Genomic DNA, 20,926 nt, shown 5'->3' with positions numbered 1-20,926 from the left:
ATGACTTTCTCCGCTTCCCGAAAACTGCGCCTCGTCGGCCTGCTGCTGCTCGCCGCGGGGCTCTCCGCCTGCGGGGTGATGGACCGCGTGGGCAAGCGCATGGACGGCACCTGGGCCGGCGACATGCTGTTCAGCGACCGCGACAAGGTGACCCTCACCGTCGATGGCGGCAACGACCTCAACCCCGGCCGCGACGGCAAGCCGCTATCGGTGGTGGTTCGGGTGTACCAGCTGAACTCGCTGGAGCGCTTCCTGACCGCCGACTCCGATGCCTTATGGGACACGCCCAAGGTGGCGCTGGGCAACACCCTGCTGGATGCTCGCGAGCTGACTCTGCTGCCGGGCATGGGCCAGGTGGAGCAGTGGCCCATGGCTCTGGAGGCCCGCTACATCGGCGTTGCAGCCTTCTTCCGCGACACGCGCCAGACGCGCTGGAAGGTGGCTGTGGCGGCCGACTCCATGCGCAAGGAGGGCGTGCTGTTCTCCTCCAGCGAAGGGGCGCGCATCTACCTCGAAGGCAGTCGCGTGGCGGTGGCCCGGGGCACCGACGTGCTCGATGACCCGGCGGCGCGCCAACTGGCTGCCAGTGCCCCCGGGGAGCAGCCGGGCGCCACCGCGCCGCTGCTGCAGAAGGCCGGCGACAGTGTCCTGCGCGCCGCCGGCGAGAGTGTCGAGAACGGCGTGCACGACGCGCTGGAAAGCAAGGTCAACTCAGCCCTGGAAGGCAGTCTATGAGCAAGAGCAGTCGGGTGATGTGGTCGGAGGGCATGTTCCTCCTACCGCAGCATTTCCAGTATCAGGACGAGTTCCACCAGCACCAGCTGGCCCAGGCCACCCTGCGCAGCACGCCGTTCCACTGGGGTGTTCAACTGCTGGAGCTGGACGAGGAGGCGCTGGCCAACGGCGTGCTGCAACTGTCGCGGCTGAAGCTGGTGTTCCCGGACGGCACCCTCTACGACGCCCCGCAGCACGACCCGCTGCCGGCCGCGCGCGACCTCAAGGACCTGCTGCGTGAAAGCGACCTGAAGGTCTACGCAGCGCTGCGCCGGCCCGAGCCCTATGGCCTCAACTACGTCGAAGACGGTGCCACCGAGCAGGGCGCGCGGCGTTTCCGCAAGCAGTTCGACACCCTGCCGGACCTCAACGAGGGCGACCTGGAGAACGAGATCACCAGCCTGCGTCTGAACGTGGTGCTGCTGATCGAGGGCGACAACCTCGACGGCTTCACCTACTGTCCGCTGGCCAACCTGGTGCGCAACAACGCCGGCGGCTTCAACCTCGACGGCCATTTCGTCCACCCTTGCCTGCACCTGGGCGCCCATGACACCCTGCTGGGCATCGCCCGGCGCCTGCTCGGCGTGCTCCAGGCCAAGAGCGAAGCGCTGTCCGACCGGCGCCGCGAGCGTGCCGACCAGATCGCCGAGTTCGGCTCCAGCGACGTCACCCTGTTCTGGCTGCTGTACACGGTCAACCGCGCCTACCCGGCGTTGGCACACCTGCTGCAGCATCCGCGGCTGCACCCGGAGCAGCTCTACCGCTTCCTCGCCGAGCTGGCCGGAAGCCTGCTGACCTTCTCGCTGAATATCCAGCTCAAGGACATTCCGCCGTACGACCACGACGACCCGGCCGCCTCGCTGCTGCGCCTGGATGCATTGCTGCGCGAACTGCTGGACAACGTGGTGCCCAACCAGTACGTGCCCATCGCGGTGGAGCAGACCAAGCCCTCCTACTACGTCGGCCGTCTGCACGACCCGCGCCTGGCCGAGGCCGACTTCTATATCTCGGTGCACGCCGACATGCCTGGCGCCAGCCTGCTGGAGCTGGTGCCGCGGGCCTTCAAGGTGGGCTCGCCGGAAGACATCGAGGTGGTGGTCAACACCGCCATGCCCGGCGCCGCCTTGAACCACGCCACGCGCCTGCCCAACGCCATTCCGGTGCGCCTGGACAACCACTACTTCTCCATCGAACCGCACGGCCGCGTCTACCAGCGCATGATGGACGCCCAGGCCATCGCCTTCTACGTGCCCAGCGCGTTCGCCAACCTCAAGCTCGAACTGATGGCGGTGCTCAAATGAACGAAGCCGTGATGCCTGCGACCCTGCTGCAGCAGGGCGAGAAACCCACGCTCAAGGACCTGGCCAAGGACTTCCTGTCCATGGCCCTGATGATTCGCCGCGGTCGCCAGGCACAGAGCGTCGAGCGCTTCCTGGCCAGCGTCGACGACTTCTTCGCCTCTCTGGAACGCAATGCCCGCGCCGCCGGCTACAGCGTCGAGCAGGTGCGCGACACCCAGTACGCGCTCTGTGCCTTCCTCGACGAAAGCGTGCTCAACGACAGCGGCAGCAACATCCGCAGCCACGTGGAACTGCATCCACTGCAGTTCAAGTACTTCGGCGTGCACCTGGCGGGCGAGGGCTTCTTCGACAAGCTCGAGGCGCTGCGCGCCGACGTCAAGACCAACCTCGACGTGCTGGAGGTCTACCACCTGTGCCTGGCCCTGGGTTTCGAGGGCAAATACAACCTCGAACAGAAGGACCAGCTGCGCTACCTCGCCAACACCCTGGGCCAGGACATCGCCCGCTACCGCAAGGCGCCGCGCACCCTGGCGCCGGACTGGGCACTGCCGGACCAGGTCTCGCAGATGATCCGCTACGAGGTGCCGCTGTGGGTCTACGTCGGGCTGATCGCGCTGCTCTGCGCGGCCCTCTACTTCACCCTCGACTGGCTGCTGGGCAAGGACGTGGCGGCCCTCGCCGGGCAACTGGACGCGTTGTTCGGCCATTGAGCCTCGCCTTCATCGATCAGGTCAGGAAGACATGAAAGTCATATTCCGCGCACTCAAGAGTTTCTGGTTCGCCCTGCCGTTGTTGTGGCTCGTCGGCATGCTGCTGTGCTGGTTTGTGCTGCCGCGCTGGCTGCCGCAGCGCGAGAGCGTGCTGGTGGCCATGGCGCTGTTCAGCGCCTTCTGCCTGTTGCTGGTGGTGCTGCGCCAGTACCGGCGCATCCGCGCCGAGCGCAACATCGAGAACCTGGTCCAGCTCGAGGTGGACCGCAGCGCCGGCAGCGGCGGCGAGTTCCGCGACTCCCAGGTGTTGCAGCAGCGCCTGAAACACACCATCGCGTTGCTGCGTGCCTCGCGTGCGGCGGGTGGCGGCGGCAAGGCGGCGCTGTACGACCTGCCCTGGTACCTGGTGGTGGGCATGTCGGCCTCGGGCAAGACCTCCCTGCTGACGCGCTCGGGTCTGTCGGCCAGCATTGCCGGGCAGAGTGCGACGGACAGCGGCACCCAGCATTGCGACTGGTATTTCAGCCCGGAAGCGGTGCTCATCGACACCGCCGGCCGCTACCTCACCGACGACCAGTCGGCCCAGGAGTTCGCCGAATTCCTCAAGCTGTTGCGCCGCCAGCGCCGCAAGCCGGCCGTCAACGGCCTGGTGCTGGTGGTCAGCCTGCCCGGCCTGCTGGCCGCCTCCCATGACGAGCGCGGCGAGCTGGCCGAGCGCCTGGCGCAGCGCATCCAGACCTACAGCCAGTGCCTGGGGGTGAACCCGCCGATCTACCTGATGCTCAGCAAGGTCGACCTGCTGCCCGGCTTCTCCCAGGCCTTCGACGCGCTGGACGCCACCGCCCGCCAGCAGCCGCTGGGCATCACCTTCAGCCTCGGCGAGCTGCGCCAGCACGGCCTGCGCGGCGCGCTGCAGGACAAGTTCGGTGCGCTGCTGGCCAGCCTGGAACAGCACATCGGTGCCCAGCTCGGCATCCTGGGCGGGCGCGCCGACGCCAGCCTGCTGCAGTTCCCGCGCTACCTGGGCGAGCTGTCCGGGTTGCTCGGCGATTTCCTCGAGAGCTTCGAGCGCGCCGCGCGCCAGCGCACCCCGGCGGTGCTGCGTGGCCTGTACTTCACCAGCGCCCTGCAGACCGACCAGGTGCTGCCGCCGCTGCTGGAGGAGGTGGTGGCCGAGAACTTCGCCCTGGACGCCGATACCGTCGAGCGCCCGGACGAGAACCTGGCGCGGCGCATTGGCGAGCGCAGCTACTTCATCACCGACACCTTCCGCCGGGTGATCTTCCCCGACCGGGATCTCAGCCTCTATTACTCGCGCTTGGGCAGGCGCAAGACACTGGCGCCCAGTCTGCTGGCCGTCGCCGTGCTGGCCGGGGTGGGTCTGGCCGCCTGGCAGGGCTGGTCGTTCGCCAACAACCGCGCCTGGCTCGACGGCCTGCGCGCCCAGTTGGGCGGCGCCGGCCAGGACCCGGCCCAGGACCTGGAACTGCTGCGCACCCGCCTGGCCGAGGTCGACAATCAGCGGCAGAATGGCGTACCCCTGCGCCAGGGGGCCGGCCTCTATGCCGGCGACGACTTGCGCTCTTCGCTGCAACGGGCCTACCTGGATCAACTGCAGCGCCAGGCCCTGGAGCCGGTGGGCCGAGAGTTGCAGCGGCGTCTGCGCAACCTCGATGACTTCGCTCAGAGCCTGGGCGCTACCCTCACTGTACCCGTCGAGGCCGGCAAGGCGCCGGGCCGTAGCAGCGATGCCACCGGCGCGGCGCTGCGCCAGGTGCGCCAAGGCAACGCCGCTGCCGCCCCGTCCCTGGGCGGTGTGCCCCGTAGTGTTGGTGACCTGGGCTCGCGCCTGCGTGGCGAAGCGGGCAGTCGCCTGCGTGAAGCCGCGCGTGATGCGCGTCGCGGCGCCCTGGCCGAGTTGGCCGCCGACAAGGCCGCGGATACCTCCGGCGAGCGTGCCGCCGCTGCGGGCCTGAGCCTGTCCGAGGAGGTCCTCGACCGTCTCGACGAACACCAGGTGGCCTCGTTGATCGAGGCCTACGACGCGCTCAAGCTCTACCTGATCCTCACCCGCCCGGAACAGCACGCCGATGCCGACTTCGTCGCCGCTACCCTGCCGCAGGCTTGGGAGCGCGCCCAGGCCGGGGAGGGGGGCGACAAGCTCGACCCCGCGGTGGTGCGTGCCAACAGCGCCATGTACGTTCGTTACCTGCGGGCCGGAGAGGCACCGGCGCTGCGCCGCAACGAGGAACTGGTGGCCGAGGCACGGCAGAACCTCAAGTCCTTCATGCGCGCCAGTTCGCTGGTGGATCGCGAGTACCTGCGTCTGCAGCTGGAAGCCGACCGCCAGTTCCCCGCGCTGACCCTCAACGACCTGGTGCCGCTGCCCGGGCGCAACCTGCTGTATTCCAGCGAGGCGATCCCGGCGCTCTACAGCCGCCAGGGCTGGGAGCAGTTCCTGCGGCCGGAGCTGATCAGGCTGCTTTCCGGCGACCTGCGCAACGAGTCCGATTGGGTGCTCGACGGCGAGGGCGGCGATGGCCTGGTGCAGAAGGCCAACTTCATGCGCGAGCTGATGGCCCGCTACAAGGCCGACTACGCCGAGGTCTGGATGCGCTTCCTGGCCGGTACCGGTGTGCGCCAGTTCGGCGACATGCAGGGCGCCACCCGGCAGTTGTCGCTGTACAGCGACGTGCAGAACTCGCCGCTCAAGCAACTGCTCGCGGCGGTGGACCGCAACACCAGCTGGGACCAGCCGGAGAGGCCGGCGCAGAAGGTCGCCAGCGCCGTCGAAGACAGCTTCTGGATGCGGGTGAAAGGGGTGTTCGGCGATGACGCCGAAGCGGCCGCCAAACAGATGAGCACGCCGCTGCCCAAGGTCGACGACGGCAGCCTGGCCAAGCGCTTCGAACCGGTGGCGCGGCTGTTCGCCCGGGAGAACCCCGAAGGCGCCGACAGCACCGTCATGGATCGCTACCTGGCCTCGCTGCGCCGGCTCAAGGTGCGCCTGGCCAACGTCCAGCGTTCCCAGGACGTGGGCAAGAGCAGCAAGGCGCTGATCAGCGAGACCCTCGAGGGCGGGCCTTCCGAGTTCGCCGGCGCGCGCAACTACGTGGAGACCAGCATCGATACCAGCCAGGGCGGCCTGTCCGCCTCGCTGCAGAAGCTCTTCATTGCGCCGTTGCAGTACAGCTGGGACAGCCTGCGCGGGCCGGCCGGCGAACAGATCGCCCAGGCCTGGACGCAGCAGATCGCACGGCCCTGGAACCAGGTGCTGGCGCACCGCTACCCGATTGCCCCGGGCAGCGCCAATGAGGCCTCGGTCAAGGACCTGCAGCGTTTCGTCGACCCACAGACCGGCCTGCTGCCGGCCTTCAAGCGCAACGAGATCGGCAACCTCTCCGGCGGCGAAGGCCTGGGCATGGGCAACGGTCAGCAGGCGCCGCTGGTGGACCCGCACATGGTCAGTGGCATCGACCGCGCCAGTTCGCTGGGCGAGGTGATTGCCAGCCTGTCCGACCGCGACAACGGTTTCGAGGTGATGCTCGAACCTTCCGGCGCCTTCACCGACATCGTCTTCACCCTGGACGGCCAGGAGCAGCACTACCGCAACGGCCGCAGCAACTGGAGCCGCTTCGCCTGGCCGGGCAGCACCAGCACCCCGGGCGCGCGCCTGGACGTGGTGACCCTCTCCGGCCAGCGCCTGACGGTATTCGACTACCCCGGCCGCTGGGGCCTGCTGAAGATGAGCGAGAGCGCCCGCGTGAGCAACGTCGACGAGGTGCAGCAGCGCTTCACCTGGAGCACCGGCGCCGGCAATGTCAGCCTGCTGGTGCGCAACTATGGCGGGGTGAAGATGACCGACCTGGCCAACGTCAAGACGCTCGGCTCGCTGGGCCAGGCGGGACGCCTGTGAGGGCCTTGGCCATGGCAGGCGAGGGCGCGCGCCCATGATCGGTTGTTTCGGCAAGCTGCCCGCGGCGGCCGATTTCGTCAGCCTGCACGGCGCAGCGGAAGAGGTGCGCGAGTTCGACGCCTGGCTGCAGGCCGGCCTCGGTCGTCTGCAGGGCATGGAGGACTGGCGCGAGCGCTTCGACCGCCTGCCGTTGTGCCACTTCTGCTTCCGCGCACGCTCCGGCAACTGGCTGTTCGGTGGTCTGGCCAGCTCGCGCGATGCCAGCGGCCGGCGCTATCCGTTCCTGGTCTTCCAGGGCATCCGCGGCAGCCACGCCCAGGGCTTCGTCGCCCCGCACACCCTGGGCGAACTGTTCGCCGGCCAGGTCACGCCCCTCCTCAACCAGGCGCGCCAAGGTGTGGAGGCGCAGCACCTGTTCGCCCGCATCGAGACGTTGCGTCCCTGGGGTGAGCAGGACCTGGCGCTGTACCGGCGGGTCCACGAGAAATTCCTTGCCGACTTCAATCTGCGCGACATCTCCGCCGCGCTGGCCAACACCTACCCGGAATTCGTCGCCAGCGCGCTGCTGCACCGCCTGCACGCCCTGCGCGAACCCCTGGCCGAGGGCCGCCCGCTGGTGCTGCGCCTGCCGCTGCCGGCCGAGCGCTGGCTCAAGCGCCCGGTGGCCGACCTCTGGTGCACCTGGCTGGCGCGCTTCGCCGGCGGAGCCATTCCCGTGGCCAGCCTGCTGGTCGACGACTTCATGCGTCCGGCGCTGCTGTGCTTCACCGGCCGCGGCGAAGACGCCCTGTACCGCCTGCTCACCGGAGTGGCCGGGCGCGAGGAGCGCTACGACCTGCTCGAGAGCTTCGCCGACTTCAACGAACACCACCGAGCCCTGGAGCTGCCCGACGAGGGCCTGGCGCTGCGCGACTACCTGGCGCGCTTCGCACCGGCCGAGGAGGCGCAACTGGTATGAACAGAATCCGCTACTACTTCCTCAAGTACCAACCCTACATCCTCGGCCTGGCCTTCTTCCTGGCCATCTTCCTGGTCTGGCGCCTGGGCCTGTTGCTGGGCTTCGCCTCGCTGCCCAGCCTGCTTGCCGGCATCGCCCTGTTCCTGCTGCTTTCGGCGCTCTACGTACTGCTGCTGTACCGTGGCGCGGCGACGCCGTCCCATGACCTGGAAGCATTGCTGCGCGACGACGCCGACCAGGCCGTGCTGGCGGCCAGCCCGCAGGACCGCGAGGAGATCGGCCTGCTGCGCGAACGTCTGTTGCAGAGCCTCGAACGCCTTGGCGCCAAGGGGCGCGGCCGACGCAGCCGCGACGCCCTCTACGCCTTGCCCTGGTACCTGGTGATCGGCCAGCCGGCGGCGGGCAAGAGCAGCATGCTGGCGCAGTCCGGGTTGAATTTCCCCTATGCCGACCGCGAGGGCGTGCGCGTCGCCGGCCTGGGCGGCACGCGCAACTGCGACTGGTTCTTCGCCGCCGAGGCGGTGCTGCTGGATACCGCCGGACGCTACATGCATAACCCCGAGGAGGCCGGCAAGTGGCGCGGCTTCCTCGCCCTGCTGCGCAAGTATCGCCAGCGCCGGCCGCTGAACGGCCTGATCGTGACGGTGAGCATCGAGGACCTGCTGCAGGGCGGCGACGATGACCGCGAGCAACTGGCCAAGCGTCTGCGCGAACGCATCCAGGAAGCACACCAGCTGCTGGAGGCGCGTCTGCCGATCTACCTGGTGTTCACCAAGTGCGACCTGCTGCCCGGCTTCAGCGAGTTCCACCAGTGCCTGGACCCGACGCGCCGTGAAGAGGTGATGGGCAAGACCTTCAATCACCAGGGATTCGAGCAGTCCGACTGGGGCCGGCGCTTCGACGACGCCATGGCGGCGCTGGTGCAGTACTGGAAGCAGGTGGCGCACCAGCAACTGGTGGAGCAGGACATCCGCGTCACCCGGGAGGACCCGTCGGTATATCGGCTGCCGCTGGAGCTGGAAGCGCTGCGTCCGCGCCTGCAGGCCTTCGTCGCCACGCTGCTGCGCGCCAACCCCTACCAGAGCGCCGAGCTGTTGCGTGGTTTCTATTTCACCTCGGCACTGGACAGCAGCGAGCCGCGCCACGGCGTGCATGCCTGCGCGGTCAGCGCGCGCTTCTCCCTGCAGGCCGACGGCGAGCCCGGTGGCGCCACGGCACGGCCGCAGTCGCTGTTCATCCCGAGCCTGTTCCACAAGGTCATCATTCCCGACCAGCACCTGGTGGCGCTGTACACCAGCAACCGCCGCGAACGTCGGCGCAAGGCCATCGGCGTCGGCCTGGCCGCGTCGCTCGCGGCGCTGCTGTGCGGCGCCTGGGGCTGGTCGTTCTGGAACAACCATGCCCAGTTGCGCGACATCGGCAGCGAGCTGGCCAGCGCCGCCGAGGCCGACCGCAACGAGGCGGGACGCTTCACTCAGTGGCGCAGTCTGGACGGCCTGCGCCAGTGGACCGCGCACTACTTCGGCTGGCACCACGACGACGGCGTGCCGCTGTCCATGCGCCTGGGGCTGTACCAGGGCCATGCCGTGGAGCCGCTGCTGCGCGAACGCTACTTCGCCCGCCTGGAAAGCGTGATGCTCGAGCCCACCGCGCAGAACCTGACGCGCACCCTGTACTTGCTCACCGGCATCAAGGTCTATCAGCGCAATGCCCGCGAACTGGCCCCGGTCAGTGGTGTCGACAGCGTCGAACCGCGCGCGCTGCCGACGGACAACCGCGCCCAGTCGATCGCCGATTTCGGCGAGGCGGCGCTGGACACCTATGTGATGCTGTCGCGCTCCCAGCGCGAGAAGGCCGACCCGGCCTTCCTCAAGGCGCACCTGCCCGACTACTGGTACCCGGCGATCGCCGCGCACGTCGGCGGCAGTGACCGCGAAGCCCCCGACTATCAATACGCCAGCCGGCAGATCGACTTCTACGCCGAGCAGATCCGCCAGCCGGACGTGCCGCGCATCCTCGACAACGCTTTCCTGGTGTCCAGCTCGCGCAACTACATCAACAGCCTGCGTTCGCAGTCGCTGCGCGCCATCGAGACCATCACCCTGGAGTCCGACACGCTGTTCGCTTTCGCCCGCGCCGACTTCCAGAGCCTCAAGGCCGGCGGCCAGCGGCAGCTCAACGCCATCGCCGGCAAGCTCCTGAGTACACCCAACGTGGGCAAGATCGTGATCGCCGGGCATGCCGACCAGCTGGGCGATCCGGTTTCCAACGAGAAGGTCTCGCTGCAGCGTGCCCAGACCATCAAGACCTACCTGGCCGGCAAGGGCGTGCCCGGGGAGCTCATGGAAGCGGTGGGCGAGGGCAGCGCCAAGCCGCTGGTGAAGTGCGACATGCAGCTGCCGCGGGCGCGCCTGATCGAGTGTCTTGAACCCAACCGCCGCGTGGAGATCGAGGTCCGTGCGCTCAACTGAGCCGGGCCGCCGACGCGGGCGGGAAGCAATACCGATGGCCATGCCGGCAGGCATGGCCGCGGTGCCGACGGAGCCTCTCTACGGATAGGGGTTTCAACGTAGGGCGACGATCTGAGCAGTTCGATGGAAGCCCGACTCACTTAAATATGGAGATATGCGACATGGCATTTGATGCTTTCCTGAAGATCGACGGCATTCCGGGGGAGGCCCTGGACGACAAGCACAAGGACTGGATCGAGGTGCTCGGCTACAACTACGGCGCCACCCAGGCCACCTCGGCCACCGCCAGCTCCGCCGGCGGCGCCTCCTCCGAGCGCGTCAACCTGAGCGACTTCACCGTGCGCAAGTTCGTCGACAAGGCCTCGGCCAAGCTCTTCGAAGCCTGCTGCAAGGGCCAGCACCTGAAGCAGGTGGTGCTGAACGTCAACCGCGCCGGCGGTGACAAGGTCACCTACTACCAGATCACCCTGGAAGAAGTGGTGGTGTCCTCGATCAACCACACCGGCGCCGCCAACGACGCCGAATCCGGCGATCTGCCGACCGAAGTGGTGACCTTCAACTTCGCTCGCATCAAGACCACCTACACCCAGCAGAAACGCGCCGATGGCGCGGGCGGCGGCAACGTCGCCGGCGGCTGGGACCGTTCGATGAACAAGGTCTATTCCTGATAGGACTGGCCTGCAATGTGCCTCTCGGCGGCTTCGGCCGCCGGGAGGTCTCGGTCTTCTGCGTTGCTCTGTAGGCGCTCCCGAGGAGGGCATATGAGTTGTTATCGCAACAGGCAGATCAATGTCGTGTGGCACCAGCATCGCAGATGCACTATGGGTTGCCAGGAGCCAATTTCATATTTATGGGAACTGGCTTGAAAAAGAGCTTGTCAAGAATCCTTAGTTCCTCAGAAGGGTAAGCTGGTGGCAATTGGTGAAGTGTTCGCAACACTTTTCATTTTGGCTTTTTTGATCTGGGGAGGCGGTCAACTTTATGACCTTATACAGATCAAGCGAGGTGTGTTTCCCAAACCTTCTGAAACGACTCTGGCAGATATAAAGCGGCTTCGTGATCAGGGCTACATGGGCATCGCCATCAAGCGCTTCCAGCTGTTGCCGGAAAACAAGGGGTTGTACACCGAGAAAGGGGCGCGGAAAAAGGTCGAGGAGTTGTAGGTCAGCCGATGCGTCATTCGAACCAACCTGCTGCCGGAGTCTGGAATGAAAAATGTGGGTTTCCTCTTGCTGGCGTTGTCAGTGGCCTGCGGCGCTCATTTATTCTTCAACCTGGCGGGCGAGTATGCCTTCCTGATCCTGCTGCTCATCAGCATCGCCGCCCTGCTTGGCAACGGCCGCAGACCACGCTTCGGTCGGCGCGACACCTCACCGGATTGAGATATCACGCACCATGATGCCATTACCCCCTTCACTATCCCTCGATCTCCTGGCCGCCCCCATCGATGGCGGTGCCGGCGAGGACCTGAGCTTTTCCGAGCTGTTCGACCAGATCAAGGAAGCGCGCCGCGCCGACCCGCAGTATCTGTCCCAGGGCGACTGGCAGACCGACCTCAAGCAGGCGGATTGGGAGCAGGTCATCGAGTTGGCCGGGGACGGCATCGCGCGCCGCAGCAAGGACCTGATGCTGGTCGCCTGGCTGGCCGAGGGCCTGGCCCGGCGCCATGGCTTCGCCGGCATGCAGCACGGCCTGGCGCTGGCCACGCGGTTGCTGGAGGAGTATTGGGACAATCTTTTCCCTGAACTGGAAGAAGGTATCGAGCAGCGCGCCATGCGCCTGGGTTGGCTCGACAGCACACTGGCCGAGGTGGCCAGCCAACTGCCGCTGACCCAGGGCCAGGAATACAGCCTGCTGAGCTACGAAGAGTCGCGGCAGGTGGAGAACCTGGCCCGACAGAACGCCGATGCCGCCAGCGCCGCGCTGGACGACGGCAAGATCAATGCGGAAATCTTCCAGCGCTCCGTGGTGCTGACCGACACCACGCACCTGCAGGCCCAGCATGCCCAGGTCAGCGCCTGCCTCGTCGCCTTGCAGGGGCTCGGCGCCAGGGCCGACAGCCTGTTCGGCCGGGAAGCGCCTTCCTTCCGCAACCTCGACGACGTGCTGCACCGCTGCCAGCAACTGCTGGAGCGCCTGCTCAAGGAGCGCAACGTGGACATCAGCGCCAATTCCGCCCCGCAGGCCGAACCCGAAGCCGCGCCGGCCAACCGGCCCGCGCCCGCCGAGGCGCCGGCTTCCACCGTCCCGGCCATCAACGGCATGCCGCGCAGCCGCGAGGAGGCCCTGGCGCTGCTGGGCAACGTCGCCCAGTACTTCCGCCAGCACGAGCCGCACAGTCCGATCCCCTACCTGGTGGAGCGTGCCATCAAGTGGGGCGGCATGCCCCTGGATGCCTGGTTGCGCGACGTGATCAAGGATGGCGGCGTGATCGACAGCATCCGCGACACCCTGGGTACCCAGGAGTCCTGAATCCCGACACCGCACGGCCGGGCTGGAGGGAGTCCTCGACCGTCCGTCCGCCGGGGTGGCCGGCGCAATGCCGGCACTGCGGGGCCCGCGCCTGCTCCTATGCGCAGCCCGCCCCCCACCGGTCGCGAACGGTTCGCTTCTCTTGTAAGATCAACAGTTTGGATTGGCAGGGCGCGGCCCAGGTTGCCAATCGCAAGTCAGTTGAGATTCACTGCCTGGCGGATCGCAGAGGGAGCTGAATCCTGATTCCGCCTGCCACCCCGGTCGTTTGCCGCCGAAGTGCCCTGCCACTGCGGCGCGGGCCGGTGGCGCGTGCATCCCGAGCATAGTCCGAGCCCGCCGTGGCGAACCCGGTTGCGGGCGCGGCGTGCGTTTTCCCGGCGCAGAACCCGGACAGATACAGCGGTATTGAAAAAGGCCAAGTCATGAGCGACATCCGTAATCCCAAGCACCAGGCCCTGGTCGCCAAGCTGCGCGAGATCTTCCAGATCGACCGCCCGGAGCTGGACTTCGGCGTCTACCGCATCCTCAATGCCCGCGCCGGCGAGATCAACGACTACCTGGAGCGGCGCCTGCCGCGCAAGATCCAGGAGCACCTGGCGGGGAGCGATGGCGCCGAGCACGAGAACGCCGTCTTCAGCCACCTGCTGACCTTCTTCAGCCGTTACTACAACAACGGCGACTTCGTCAGCCAGCGCCGCTACAAGGGGGACACCTACGCCATCCCCTACGCCGGCGAGGAAGTCATGCTGCACTGGGCCAACAAGGACCAGTACTACACCAAGAGCGGCGAGAACTTCGCCAACTACAGCTTCCGCCTGGAAGACGGCCGCGCCGTGCACTTCCGCCTGGTGGCCGCCGACACCGCCAAGGACAACCGCAAGGACAACGACAAGGAACGCCGCTTCGCGCTGATCGAGCCGATGACGCTGAGCCGCACCGACGAGCACGGCCACGAATACGACGAAGCGCTGCTGCCCATCGAGGAGGGCGACGGCGCCGACGGCCAGCCGCTGCTGACGCTGCGCTTCGAATACCGCCCGGTGGCCAAGGGCACCAGGCAGGAGACGCTGATCGGCAAGGCCGTCGAGACCGTGCTGGGCGACGCGGCGGTCAAGGCGCGCTGGGCCGAGCTGGCCAGGCGCGAGCCGACCGAGAAGAACCCGCAGCGCACGCTGCTGGAGAAGACCCTCAGCGACTACGCCAGCAAGAACACCGCCGACTACTTCATCCACAAGGACCTCGGGCGTTTCCTGCGCGGCGAGCTGGACTTCTACATCAAGAACGAAGTCCTGCACCTGGACGACCTGCAGAACGCCACGGCCATCGCCGATATCGACAAGAGCCTGCGCATGACGCAGTGCCTGCGGGCCATCGCCCGGGAGCTGATCGACTTCCTGGCGCAACTGGAGGAGTTCCAGAAGAAGCTCTGGCTGAAGAAGAAGTTCGTGGTCTCCAGCCATTACTGCATCACCCTGGACCGGGTGCCGGAAGCGCTGTACCCGGCCATCGTCGGCAACTCCCGGCAGTGGGAGCAGTGGCGCCAGCTGGGGCTCTGGACGGGCGCGGCGAACGGCACCGAGCAGGACCTGCGCAACGCCCCCTTCCGGATGCTCGACACCAGCCTCTACGACGCCGCCTTCAAGGCGCGGTTGCTGGCCTCCATTGCCGACCTGGACGGCAGCGTCAACGGCACCTTCGTCCACAGCGACAACTTCCAGGCCCTGAGCTTCCTGCAGGAGCGCTACCGCGAGCAGGTCAAGTACATCTATATAGACCCGCCCTACAACACCAACTCCACGCCCATCCTCTACAAGAACGAGTACAAGCACTCGTCCTGGATGAGCCTGATGCAGGACCGCCTGATCAAGGGTATGAGCCTGCTGCGCTTCGACGGCGTGAAGACGGTGGCGATCGACGACTCCGAGATGGTCAACCTGTCCAAGGTGATGGAGCAGGTGGCGCCGGAGCACACGCTGTCGCGGGTCACCGTGGTGCACAACCCCAAGGGCTCGATCACCCGCAACTTCAACCGTACCCACGAGTACGCGCTGTTCCTCACCCGCGACGGGTTGTCGAGCATCGCCAGGACCCTGGAAGAGAACGGCACCCCGCGCAAGATGCGGCGCTGGGGCGAGAATTCCCGGCGCATCGACCGGCGGCCGTCGTTCTACCCGATCTACGTGCTGGACGGCCGCGTGGTCGACGTCGGCACGGTGCCGGACGACGATTTCCACCCGGCCGGCAGGAACGTCCTGCTGGCCGATGGGCGCATCGAGGTGTGGCCGATCGACCAGGACGGCGTCGAGCGGCGCTGGAACTTCGGCCTCGACTCCATCCGCCAGAACCTGGAGCGCGTCGCGGCGCTCAAGGTCGGCGACGACTGGGACCTGTTCGTCACCCATGAACAGACCGTGCCCAAGACCGTCTGGAGCGGCGGCGAGTTCGACGCCGGCAAGTACGGCAACAGCCTGCTCATCGACATGCTCGGCGAGAAACGCTTCGACTTCCCGAAGTCGATCCACCTGGTGAAGAAGTGCATCTCCCTGGCGGTCCAGGCCGACGAGCAGGCCCTGGTGCTCGACTACTTCGGCGGCAGCGGCACCACCGCCCATGCGGTGATCGAGCTGCGGCGCGAGGCCCAGGCCGCCGGCCTGGAGCCCAAGCTCGGCTTCATCCTGGTGGAGCAGGGCGAGTACTTCGAAACCGTGACCAAGCCGCGGGCGATCAAGGCCATCTACTCCGCGCAATGGAAGGATGGCGAGCCCACGGCGCCGCAGACCGGCCTGTCCGGCTGCTTCAAGGTGCTCAAGCTGGAGAGCTACGAGGACGCCCTGAACAACATCCAGCTGGCCCGGCCGCCGGCGGTGGGCGACCTGTTCGGCTTCCTCCCGGACCACGCGCGGGACGACTACCTGCTGCGCTACATGCTGAACGTGGAGAGCCGCGCCTCGTTGCTGTCGATCGGCGATTTCCGCAAGCCGTTCGACTACGCCATGGACATCGCGGTGGACTCCGCCGGCGCCTTCGAGCGGCGCCCGGTGGACCTGGTCGAGACCTTCAACTACCTCCTCGGCCTGCGCGTCGGCCAGGTGGATGCGCAGCTGGAGCGGGGCTTCGTCAAGGTCACCGGCACGCTGCCGGGCGGGGAAAGCTGCCTGGTGCTCTGGCGTGACTGCGAGGTCCTCGACTACGAGGGCATCAGCCGGCTCTGCGAGGAGCTGGCGATCGACCCGGCGAACAGCCGCTTCGACGTCATCTACCTCAACGGCGACCACAACATTCCCTCGGTGCTCACCCAGACCGCGGCGCAGGGCGGCGCCACCCGCGAGCTCAAGCTGCGCCAGATCGAGCCGGAATTCCTCGAACGCATGTTCGCCGTGGAGGCGCTCTGATGGCGCGAGCACCACGGGGCGCGGCCGGCAAGCGCAGCTTCCACCAGGAACTGGTGCTCAACCGCTGGATGCTGGGCTTCTTCAAGGGCGGCAGCCTGGGGGCGCTGAAGCTGCGCCTGGGCGACGACCGCCACGAAGGCATCGACGACGATGGCCAGACGCTGTTCTTCCACGAGCTCGCTGGCAACCTCTTCGAGCCGCAGCGCATCGGCGAGGCGGAGCTGCGCCGCTACGACCTGAACATCGTCGCGCACTGGCAGCGCATCACCGCCCAGCGCAACAAGCGCGAAGGCCACGAACTGCAGATGAAGTACTTCCAGTACCTGTCGCTGCTGTTCAGCGAGATCTACCTGGACTGGTACTTCAACCGCCGCGAAGCGCTGCTCGATGGCCTGAACGAAACCCTGGCGGCCTACCGCGGGGAGGCCGGCGCCGACCCGTTCCGCGACTTCGACGCCGACGACCTGAACAAGATCGCCTTCTGGAACGCCACCGGCAGCGGCAAGACGCTGCTGCTGCACGTCAACATCCTGCAGTACCTGCACTACTTCCAGGCCGGCAATGGCGAGCGCTACCCGAGCAAGGTCATCCTGCTGACACCTAACGAGGGCCTGTCGCGCCAGCACCTGGAAGAGCTGCACCTGTCCGGCTTCGGCTTCGCCCAGTTCTTCAACAAGAGCCAGACGCCGCCGCGCGGCACCATCGAGATCATCGACATCAACAAGCTCGGCGACGAGATGGGCGACAAGACCGTGGCGGTGGAAGCCTTCGAAGGCAACAACCTGGTGCTGGTGGACGAAGGCCACCGCGGCACCGGGACGGCCGCGGGGGCCTGGATGAGCCGGCGCGACGCCTTGGTGCGCGGTGGTTTCGCCTTCGAGTATTCGGCCACCTTCGGCCAGGCGGTGGCCAAGGGGCTGACCGTCAACGCGGCTGAGGAAGAGCTGAAGAAGAAGCGCGCGAAGATGCTGTTCCAGACCGCCAGCCTGAAGAAGCTGGACGAGGACCAGTTGGCGCAGTTGGCGCTGACCGCGGAAGAGCTGCGCCAGGCGCGCATCACCGCGACCCGCGAGGTCTATGCCAAGTGCATCCTCTTCGACTACTCGTACAAGTTCTTCTACGAGGATGGCTACGGCAAGGACTCGCTGATCCTCAACATGAACGGCGAGGCCTACGCCGAGGGCGACAACGCCTACAAGTATTTCGCCGCCTGCCTGCTGGCCTTCTATCAGCAGACCTGGCTGTGGAGCCGTCATCGCGAGCAGCTGCAGGACTTCAACATCGAGAAACCGCTCTGGGTGTTCGTCGGCAACAAGGTGGCGGACGAAGACTCCGACATTCTCGAGGTGGTGACCTTCCTCGCCGAGTTCCTCAACCGCGAGGCGCAGATCAAGGCCTGGCTGGCGGACCTGGTGAATGACAAGGCGCAGCTGCTGGACGCCAAGGGCAACAACATCTTCCAGGGGCGCTTCGCGCCGCTGCTGGGCTATGGCGACAGGATCGACGAACTGTACGCCGATATCCTCCAGCGGGTGTTCAACGCCCCGTCCCGCCAGCGCCTGAAGCTGGTCAACATCCGCAGCAGCAAGGGCGAACTGGCCCTGCGGGTGGGCGATGGCGAGCCCTTCGCGCTGATCAACATCGGCGACGACTCCGCCTTCTTCCGCCAGGCCGAGGCCTGCGCGGCCTTCGACAGCGAGGCGGACGACTTCACTGGCGCGCTCTTCGGCACCCTGAACCATAAGGACAGCCGGCTGAACGTGCTGATCGGCTCGCGCAAGTTCACCGAGGGCTGGAGCAGCTGGCGGGTTTCCACCATGGGCCTGCTCAACATGGGGCAGGGCGAGGGTTCGCAGATCATCCAGCTGTTCGGCCGCGGCGTGCGGCTGAAGGGCGAGGGTTTCTCGCTCAAGCGCACCAGCCCCCAGGAACGCCCCAAGGGCCTGCACCTGGACAAGCTGGAAACCCTGAACATCTTCGGCGTACGCGCCAACTACATTGCGGCCTTCAAGGACTACCTGAAGGAAGAGGGGATCACCCCCAGCGACGAACTGATCGAGCTGGAGCTCCCTACCCGGGCGAACCTGCCGCAGGGCAAGCTGAGGACCCTGGCGCTCAAGGACGGCTACAAGGACAACCAGCAGAAGGGCTTCAAGCGCACCCACTTCCCCTGGCTGTACGAAGTGCCCGCGGCGTTCGCCGGCAAGGTCAAGCTGCCCCATGTGACGCTGGACCTGTATCCGCGCATCGAGGCGCTGAGCACCACGAAGGCGGCGGGCTCCGTGGCGCAGGCGCGCAACCGCGCCAAGCTCAACCCGGCGCTGTTCGGCCTGTTCGACTGGGACCGCATCTATGTCGAACTGCAGGACTGCAAGCTGCAGCGGGGCTGGAGCAACCTGCGCCTGGACCGGCAGAAGCTGATGGACTTCTGCCAGGGGCCGGCCGACTGGTACACGCTGCTGATCCCGGCCAGCGAGCTGGCGATCACCGGCTATGCCGACGTCCGCAAGCAGGAAGACATACTGGTCCGCCTGCTGGTCGACTACACCGAGCGCTTCTACAAGGCGCTGAAGAGCGGCTACGAAGGCCAGTTCTACGACGTGGTCCAGCTGGATGCGGGGCACGGCTCGATGCTCAAGGGCTACCGCTTCGAGATCGAGGGCAGCGAGCAGGGCCTGGAGTATTTCCGCAAGCTGGAGGAGCTGAAGGCGCTGGTGGCGGAAGGGCGGATCGACCAGGCCGGCCAATGGAGCGCGCCGCACATGGTGGCCATCAGCTTCGATCGTCACCTGTACTACCCGCTGCTGTCGCTGGACGACAAGGACGCCGTGCCCTTCAAGCTGCGCCCGCTGGCGTTCGACGCGCCCAGCGAGTGGGATTTCGTCAGGGACCTGGAGGCTTTCCACGGCTCGCCCGCCGGCAGGCAGGCCATCGGCTCGCGCAGCCTATACCTGCTGCGCAACGCCGCCACCCAGGACAAGGGCCTGGGCTTCGCCACCGCGGGCAACTTCTATCCCGATTTCCTGCTCTGGCTGGTGGACGAGGCGACGGGGCAGCAGTGGCTGACCTTCGTGGACCCCAAGGGCCTGCGCAACCTGGACCTCGGGCACCCGAAGCTGGGGCTGTACAAGGAGGTCAAGACGATCCAGGCCACGTTGGCCAAGCCGGGCGAGCAGGCGCTGGTGCTCAACGCCTTCGTGCTGTCGCCGACGCCCTATACGGAGCTGCTGAACGTCGCGGAGCATTGCTCGAAAACGGAACTGGAGGAGCGCCACATCCTCTTCATGGAGGACGGCGCCGGCGGCTATCTGGAGAAGATGTTCGCGAGGATAGGGTAGGGCGCTGCCGGCTGTAGCCGGGGGCTACAGCCAGTGGGCGGGAACTTCGATCTCGTAGTTCTTGGCCACGATGGCCAAGGTCCGGGCGATTTCCGCGTGGCGCGCCTGCTGTGCGCCATCCCAGCTTTCCCGGTTGGCCAGCAGGCTCTTGAGTTCCTCCAGGTTGTACATGCCCAGGCGGAGGAAGTTGCCCCAGGTTGGGGCGCCGAAGAGATTGTAGATGGTGGTGGTGTCGTCGCGCTCGCTGGCCAGGCGCTTGGGGCCGGTCAGCTTCTCGGCGGCGGCTTCCGCCTCGTCGCGGTCTTCGTAGGTATTGAGCAGCTTGATCATGAAGAACGTGCGATCTCTTCGTGTAGCATGACTGAGGGGCGTCGATTGTAGGGAGTAGATGTGCGCATGTCGAATCCATGGAAGGCCTGCAACCTGTACCAGAACCTGCTGGAGTCGTTGCCGCCGGGGCTGGTCGCCCGCGTCCCGGCGGGGCACTCCAGGCTGCTCGCCTGGCAGCGGGAGTCACGCCACTACTACCAGACGATGTATCTCGATGAGGCGCAGGGCGCGCCTTCGCTGAAAAGACCCGGCGACGCGGTTTGCCGGGAATGCGAGAAGTTCCATCTCTCCACGCTCAAGCACATAGACAAGAACCCGGACATCAACCTGGGCAATGAACTGGAGGCGGTGTTCGAGGCCTACTTCCAGCAAGTCCTGGATACCCTCGTTCCGGGGCTCGTGATCGAACGGGCCGATCAACAGGAATTGCACATGCCGGATTTCCAGGTACGGCATGTGCAGACCGGCGAAGTTCTGCTGCTGATGGAGTTCAAGGTCATCTTCCGGCCCTTCCTGCGGATCTCACAGAAGGTCAATCCGGCCTACGAGTGTTATTCCCACTCGATGACGCTGGACGTCGCCGGCAAGTTGAACGCCCAGCGCGAGCTCGTGGTCAACGGCCCGGGCGCGCACAAGTGCGCCTACGTCTATTGGTACGACCTGCCTTGCGTGAAGGGCGTGTTCTGGATGTCGGCGCAAGACGTGTACCGGCACCAGGACGAGCAGGTTGCCTATAAGAGGAAGGTGGTCAGCGGCGACATGGGCTCGGCAGGGCAGGTGAGGGGCGCGGTCAGGAAGCTGTACCTGCCGCTCTATCAGATGAACGACTTCGACTCGCTGGTCTCGCTGCTGCAGGAAAGAGTGCCGCTGAAATAAAAGTTTCAAAAAGTCGTTGACGGGGGTTTTTAACTCCCTATAATGCGCACCACTCCCAGCGACGAAGCGCTGAAAGAGCTTGAAAATCAAGCACTTAAGCAGGTTCGAAGTTGGGGTGGTGATCAGGCCGGTGATTCACTCGCCGCCTTTGGGTTCGACAGCTGCTCCGGCAGCGAGCCAAAAGGAAGATCGCCGAGGTGCTTGACAGCGAGTTTGATCGCTGTAGAATGCGCCTCCCGCTGACGAGAAGCTCCGGCCGATCGAAAGCGCAAGCGGTTGAGTAGGAACGAAAAATTCTGAAAATAACGCTTGACGAAATAAGAGGTTGGCGTAGAATGCGCGGCCTCGGTTGAGACGAAAGAATCAACCAACTGCTCTTTAACAA

The 20,926-nt window shown here is 66.3% G+C and carries 14 protein-coding genes and 1 pseudogene; 13 read left to right on the top strand and 2 right to left on the bottom strand.

The window, feature by feature from the left end; translation table 11 throughout:
• The 12 genes from tssJ to QSJ95_RS20260 all read left to right on the top strand — a co-directional run bounded on the left by tssJ (nucleotide 1) and on the right by QSJ95_RS20260 (nucleotide 19,335).
• On the top strand, nucleotides 1–735 hold the full coding sequence (gene tssJ, locus QSJ95_RS20315; protein ID WP_285644888.1) for a type VI secretion system lipoprotein TssJ: 735 nt from the start codon (nucleotides 1–3) through the stop codon (nucleotides 733–735).
• A complete protein-coding gene (gene tssK, locus QSJ95_RS20310) occupies nucleotides 732–2,075 on the top strand; it encodes a type VI secretion system baseplate subunit TssK (RefSeq protein WP_285644886.1) in 1,344 nt (447 codons plus the stop codon). Before tssJ ends, tssK begins: the two co-directional genes overlap by 4 nt.
• The gene (gene icmH / locus QSJ95_RS20305) at nucleotides 2,072–2,785 is read left to right on the top strand and encodes a type IVB secretion system protein IcmH/DotU (RefSeq protein ID WP_502945289.1); all 714 of its coding nucleotides are present in this window, start codon (nucleotides 2,072–2,074) and stop codon (nucleotides 2,783–2,785) included. Before tssK ends, icmH begins: the two co-directional genes overlap by 4 nt.
• Before the next feature lie 31 nt (nucleotides 2,786–2,816).
• On the top strand, nucleotides 2,817–6,701 hold the full coding sequence (locus QSJ95_RS20300) for a type VI secretion protein IcmF/TssM N-terminal domain-containing protein (protein WP_285644882.1): 3,885 nt from the start codon (nucleotides 2,817–2,819) through the stop codon (nucleotides 6,699–6,701).
• 34 nt (nucleotides 6,702–6,735) lie between these two features.
• Nucleotides 6,736–7,659 (top strand): type VI secretion system-associated protein TagF, encoded by a 924-nt coding sequence (gene tagF, locus QSJ95_RS20295; RefSeq protein ID WP_285644881.1) that lies wholly within the window; start codon nucleotides 6,736–6,738, stop codon nucleotides 7,657–7,659.
• On the top strand, nucleotides 7,656–10,130 hold the full coding sequence (tssM, locus tag QSJ95_RS20290) for a type VI secretion system membrane subunit TssM (protein ID WP_285644880.1): 2,475 nt from the start codon (nucleotides 7,656–7,658) through the stop codon (nucleotides 10,128–10,130). Before tagF ends, tssM begins: the two co-directional genes overlap by 4 nt.
• Nucleotides 10,131–10,291: 161 nt before the next feature.
• Complete coding sequence (locus QSJ95_RS20285) at nucleotides 10,292–10,798, top strand: Hcp family type VI secretion system effector (RefSeq protein ID WP_089394267.1); 507 nt, start codon at nucleotides 10,292–10,294, stop codon at nucleotides 10,796–10,798.
• Nucleotides 10,799–11,041: 243 nt separating this feature from the next.
• A complete protein-coding gene (locus QSJ95_RS20280) occupies nucleotides 11,042–11,293 on the top strand; it encodes a hypothetical protein (RefSeq protein WP_285644876.1) in 252 nt (83 codons plus the stop codon).
• Between the two features lie 45 nt (nucleotides 11,294–11,338).
• Complete coding sequence (locus QSJ95_RS20275) at nucleotides 11,339–11,512, top strand: hypothetical protein (RefSeq protein ID WP_285644875.1); 174 nt, start codon at nucleotides 11,339–11,341, stop codon at nucleotides 11,510–11,512.
• A gap of 13 nt (nucleotides 11,513–11,525) precedes the next feature.
• On the top strand, nucleotides 11,526–12,602 hold the full coding sequence (gene tssA / locus QSJ95_RS20270; protein ID WP_285644874.1) for a type VI secretion system protein TssA: 1,077 nt from the start codon (nucleotides 11,526–11,528) through the stop codon (nucleotides 12,600–12,602).
• Nucleotides 12,603–13,027: 425 nt separating this feature from the next.
• Nucleotides 13,028–15,997, top strand: a complete 2,970-nt coding sequence (locus QSJ95_RS20265) for a DNA methyltransferase (RefSeq protein ID WP_285644873.1) — start codon at nucleotides 13,028–13,030, stop codon at nucleotides 15,995–15,997.
• On the top strand, nucleotides 15,997–19,335 hold the full coding sequence (locus tag QSJ95_RS20260) for a DEAD/DEAH box helicase family protein (protein ID WP_285644871.1): 3,339 nt from the start codon (nucleotides 15,997–15,999) through the stop codon (nucleotides 19,333–19,335). The genes QSJ95_RS20265 and QSJ95_RS20260 overlap by 1 nt, the downstream gene beginning before the upstream one ends.
• 24 nt (nucleotides 19,336–19,359) lie before the next feature.
• On the opposite strand, the gene QSJ95_RS20255 is transcribed toward QSJ95_RS20260, so the two are convergent.
• Complete coding sequence (locus QSJ95_RS20255) at nucleotides 19,360–19,662, bottom strand: hypothetical protein (protein ID WP_058070634.1); 303 nt, start codon at nucleotides 19,660–19,662, stop codon at nucleotides 19,360–19,362.
• 69 nt (nucleotides 19,663–19,731) lie between these two features.
• On the opposite strand from QSJ95_RS20255, the gene QSJ95_RS20250 reads away from it, so the two are divergent.
• Nucleotides 19,732–20,541: a hypothetical protein gene (locus tag QSJ95_RS20250; RefSeq protein ID WP_285644870.1), complete on the top strand. Its 810-nt coding sequence runs from the start codon at nucleotides 19,732–19,734 to the stop codon at nucleotides 20,539–20,541.
• A 122-nt stretch (nucleotides 20,542–20,663) separates the two neighbouring features.
• On the opposite strand, the pseudogene QSJ95_RS20245 reads toward QSJ95_RS20250, so the two are convergent.
• A pseudogene (locus tag QSJ95_RS20245) lies at nucleotides 20,664–20,926 on the bottom strand (hypothetical protein); the annotation flags it as partial.

It is taken from the genome of Pseudomonas sp. NBRC 100443 (genome assembly GCF_030268185.1).
In the GTDB taxonomy this organism is placed as follows: Bacteria; Pseudomonadota; Gammaproteobacteria; order Pseudomonadales; family Pseudomonadaceae; genus Pseudomonas; species Pseudomonas citronellolis.
This window is presented reverse-complemented; position numbering and strand designations above follow the sequence as displayed.

Excerpts from the sequence above, each read along its gene's own strand:
- tssJ (WP_285644888.1), top strand. The coding sequence starts at position 1 with ATGACTTTCTCCGCTTCCCGAAAACTGCGCCTCGTCGGCCTGCTGCTG.
- QSJ95_RS20260 (WP_285644871.1), top strand. The coding sequence starts at position 15,997 with ATGGCGCGAGCACCACGGGGCGCGGCCGGCAAGCGCAGCTTCCACCAG.
- QSJ95_RS20285 (WP_089394267.1), top strand. The coding sequence starts at position 10,292 with ATGGCATTTGATGCTTTCCTGAAGATCGACGGCATTCCGGGGGAGGCC.
- tagF (WP_285644881.1), top strand. The coding sequence starts at position 6,736 with ATGATCGGTTGTTTCGGCAAGCTGCCCGCGGCGGCCGATTTCGTCAGC.
- QSJ95_RS20300 (WP_285644882.1), top strand. The coding sequence starts at position 2,817 with ATGAAAGTCATATTCCGCGCACTCAAGAGTTTCTGGTTCGCCCTGCCG.
- QSJ95_RS20250 (WP_285644870.1), top strand. The coding sequence starts at position 19,732 with ATGTCGAATCCATGGAAGGCCTGCAACCTGTACCAGAACCTGCTGGAG.
- tssM (WP_285644880.1), top strand. The coding sequence starts at position 7,656 with ATGAACAGAATCCGCTACTACTTCCTCAAGTACCAACCCTACATCCTC.
- tssK (WP_285644886.1), top strand. The coding sequence starts at position 732 with ATGAGCAAGAGCAGTCGGGTGATGTGGTCGGAGGGCATGTTCCTCCTA.
- tssA (WP_285644874.1), top strand. The coding sequence starts at position 11,526 with ATGATGCCATTACCCCCTTCACTATCCCTCGATCTCCTGGCCGCCCCC.
- QSJ95_RS20275 (WP_285644875.1), top strand. The coding sequence starts at position 11,339 with ATGAAAAATGTGGGTTTCCTCTTGCTGGCGTTGTCAGTGGCCTGCGGC.
- QSJ95_RS20265 (WP_285644873.1), top strand. The coding sequence starts at position 13,028 with ATGAGCGACATCCGTAATCCCAAGCACCAGGCCCTGGTCGCCAAGCTG.
- icmH (WP_502945289.1), top strand. The coding sequence starts at position 2,072 with ATGAACGAAGCCGTGATGCCTGCGACCCTGCTGCAGCAGGGCGAGAAA.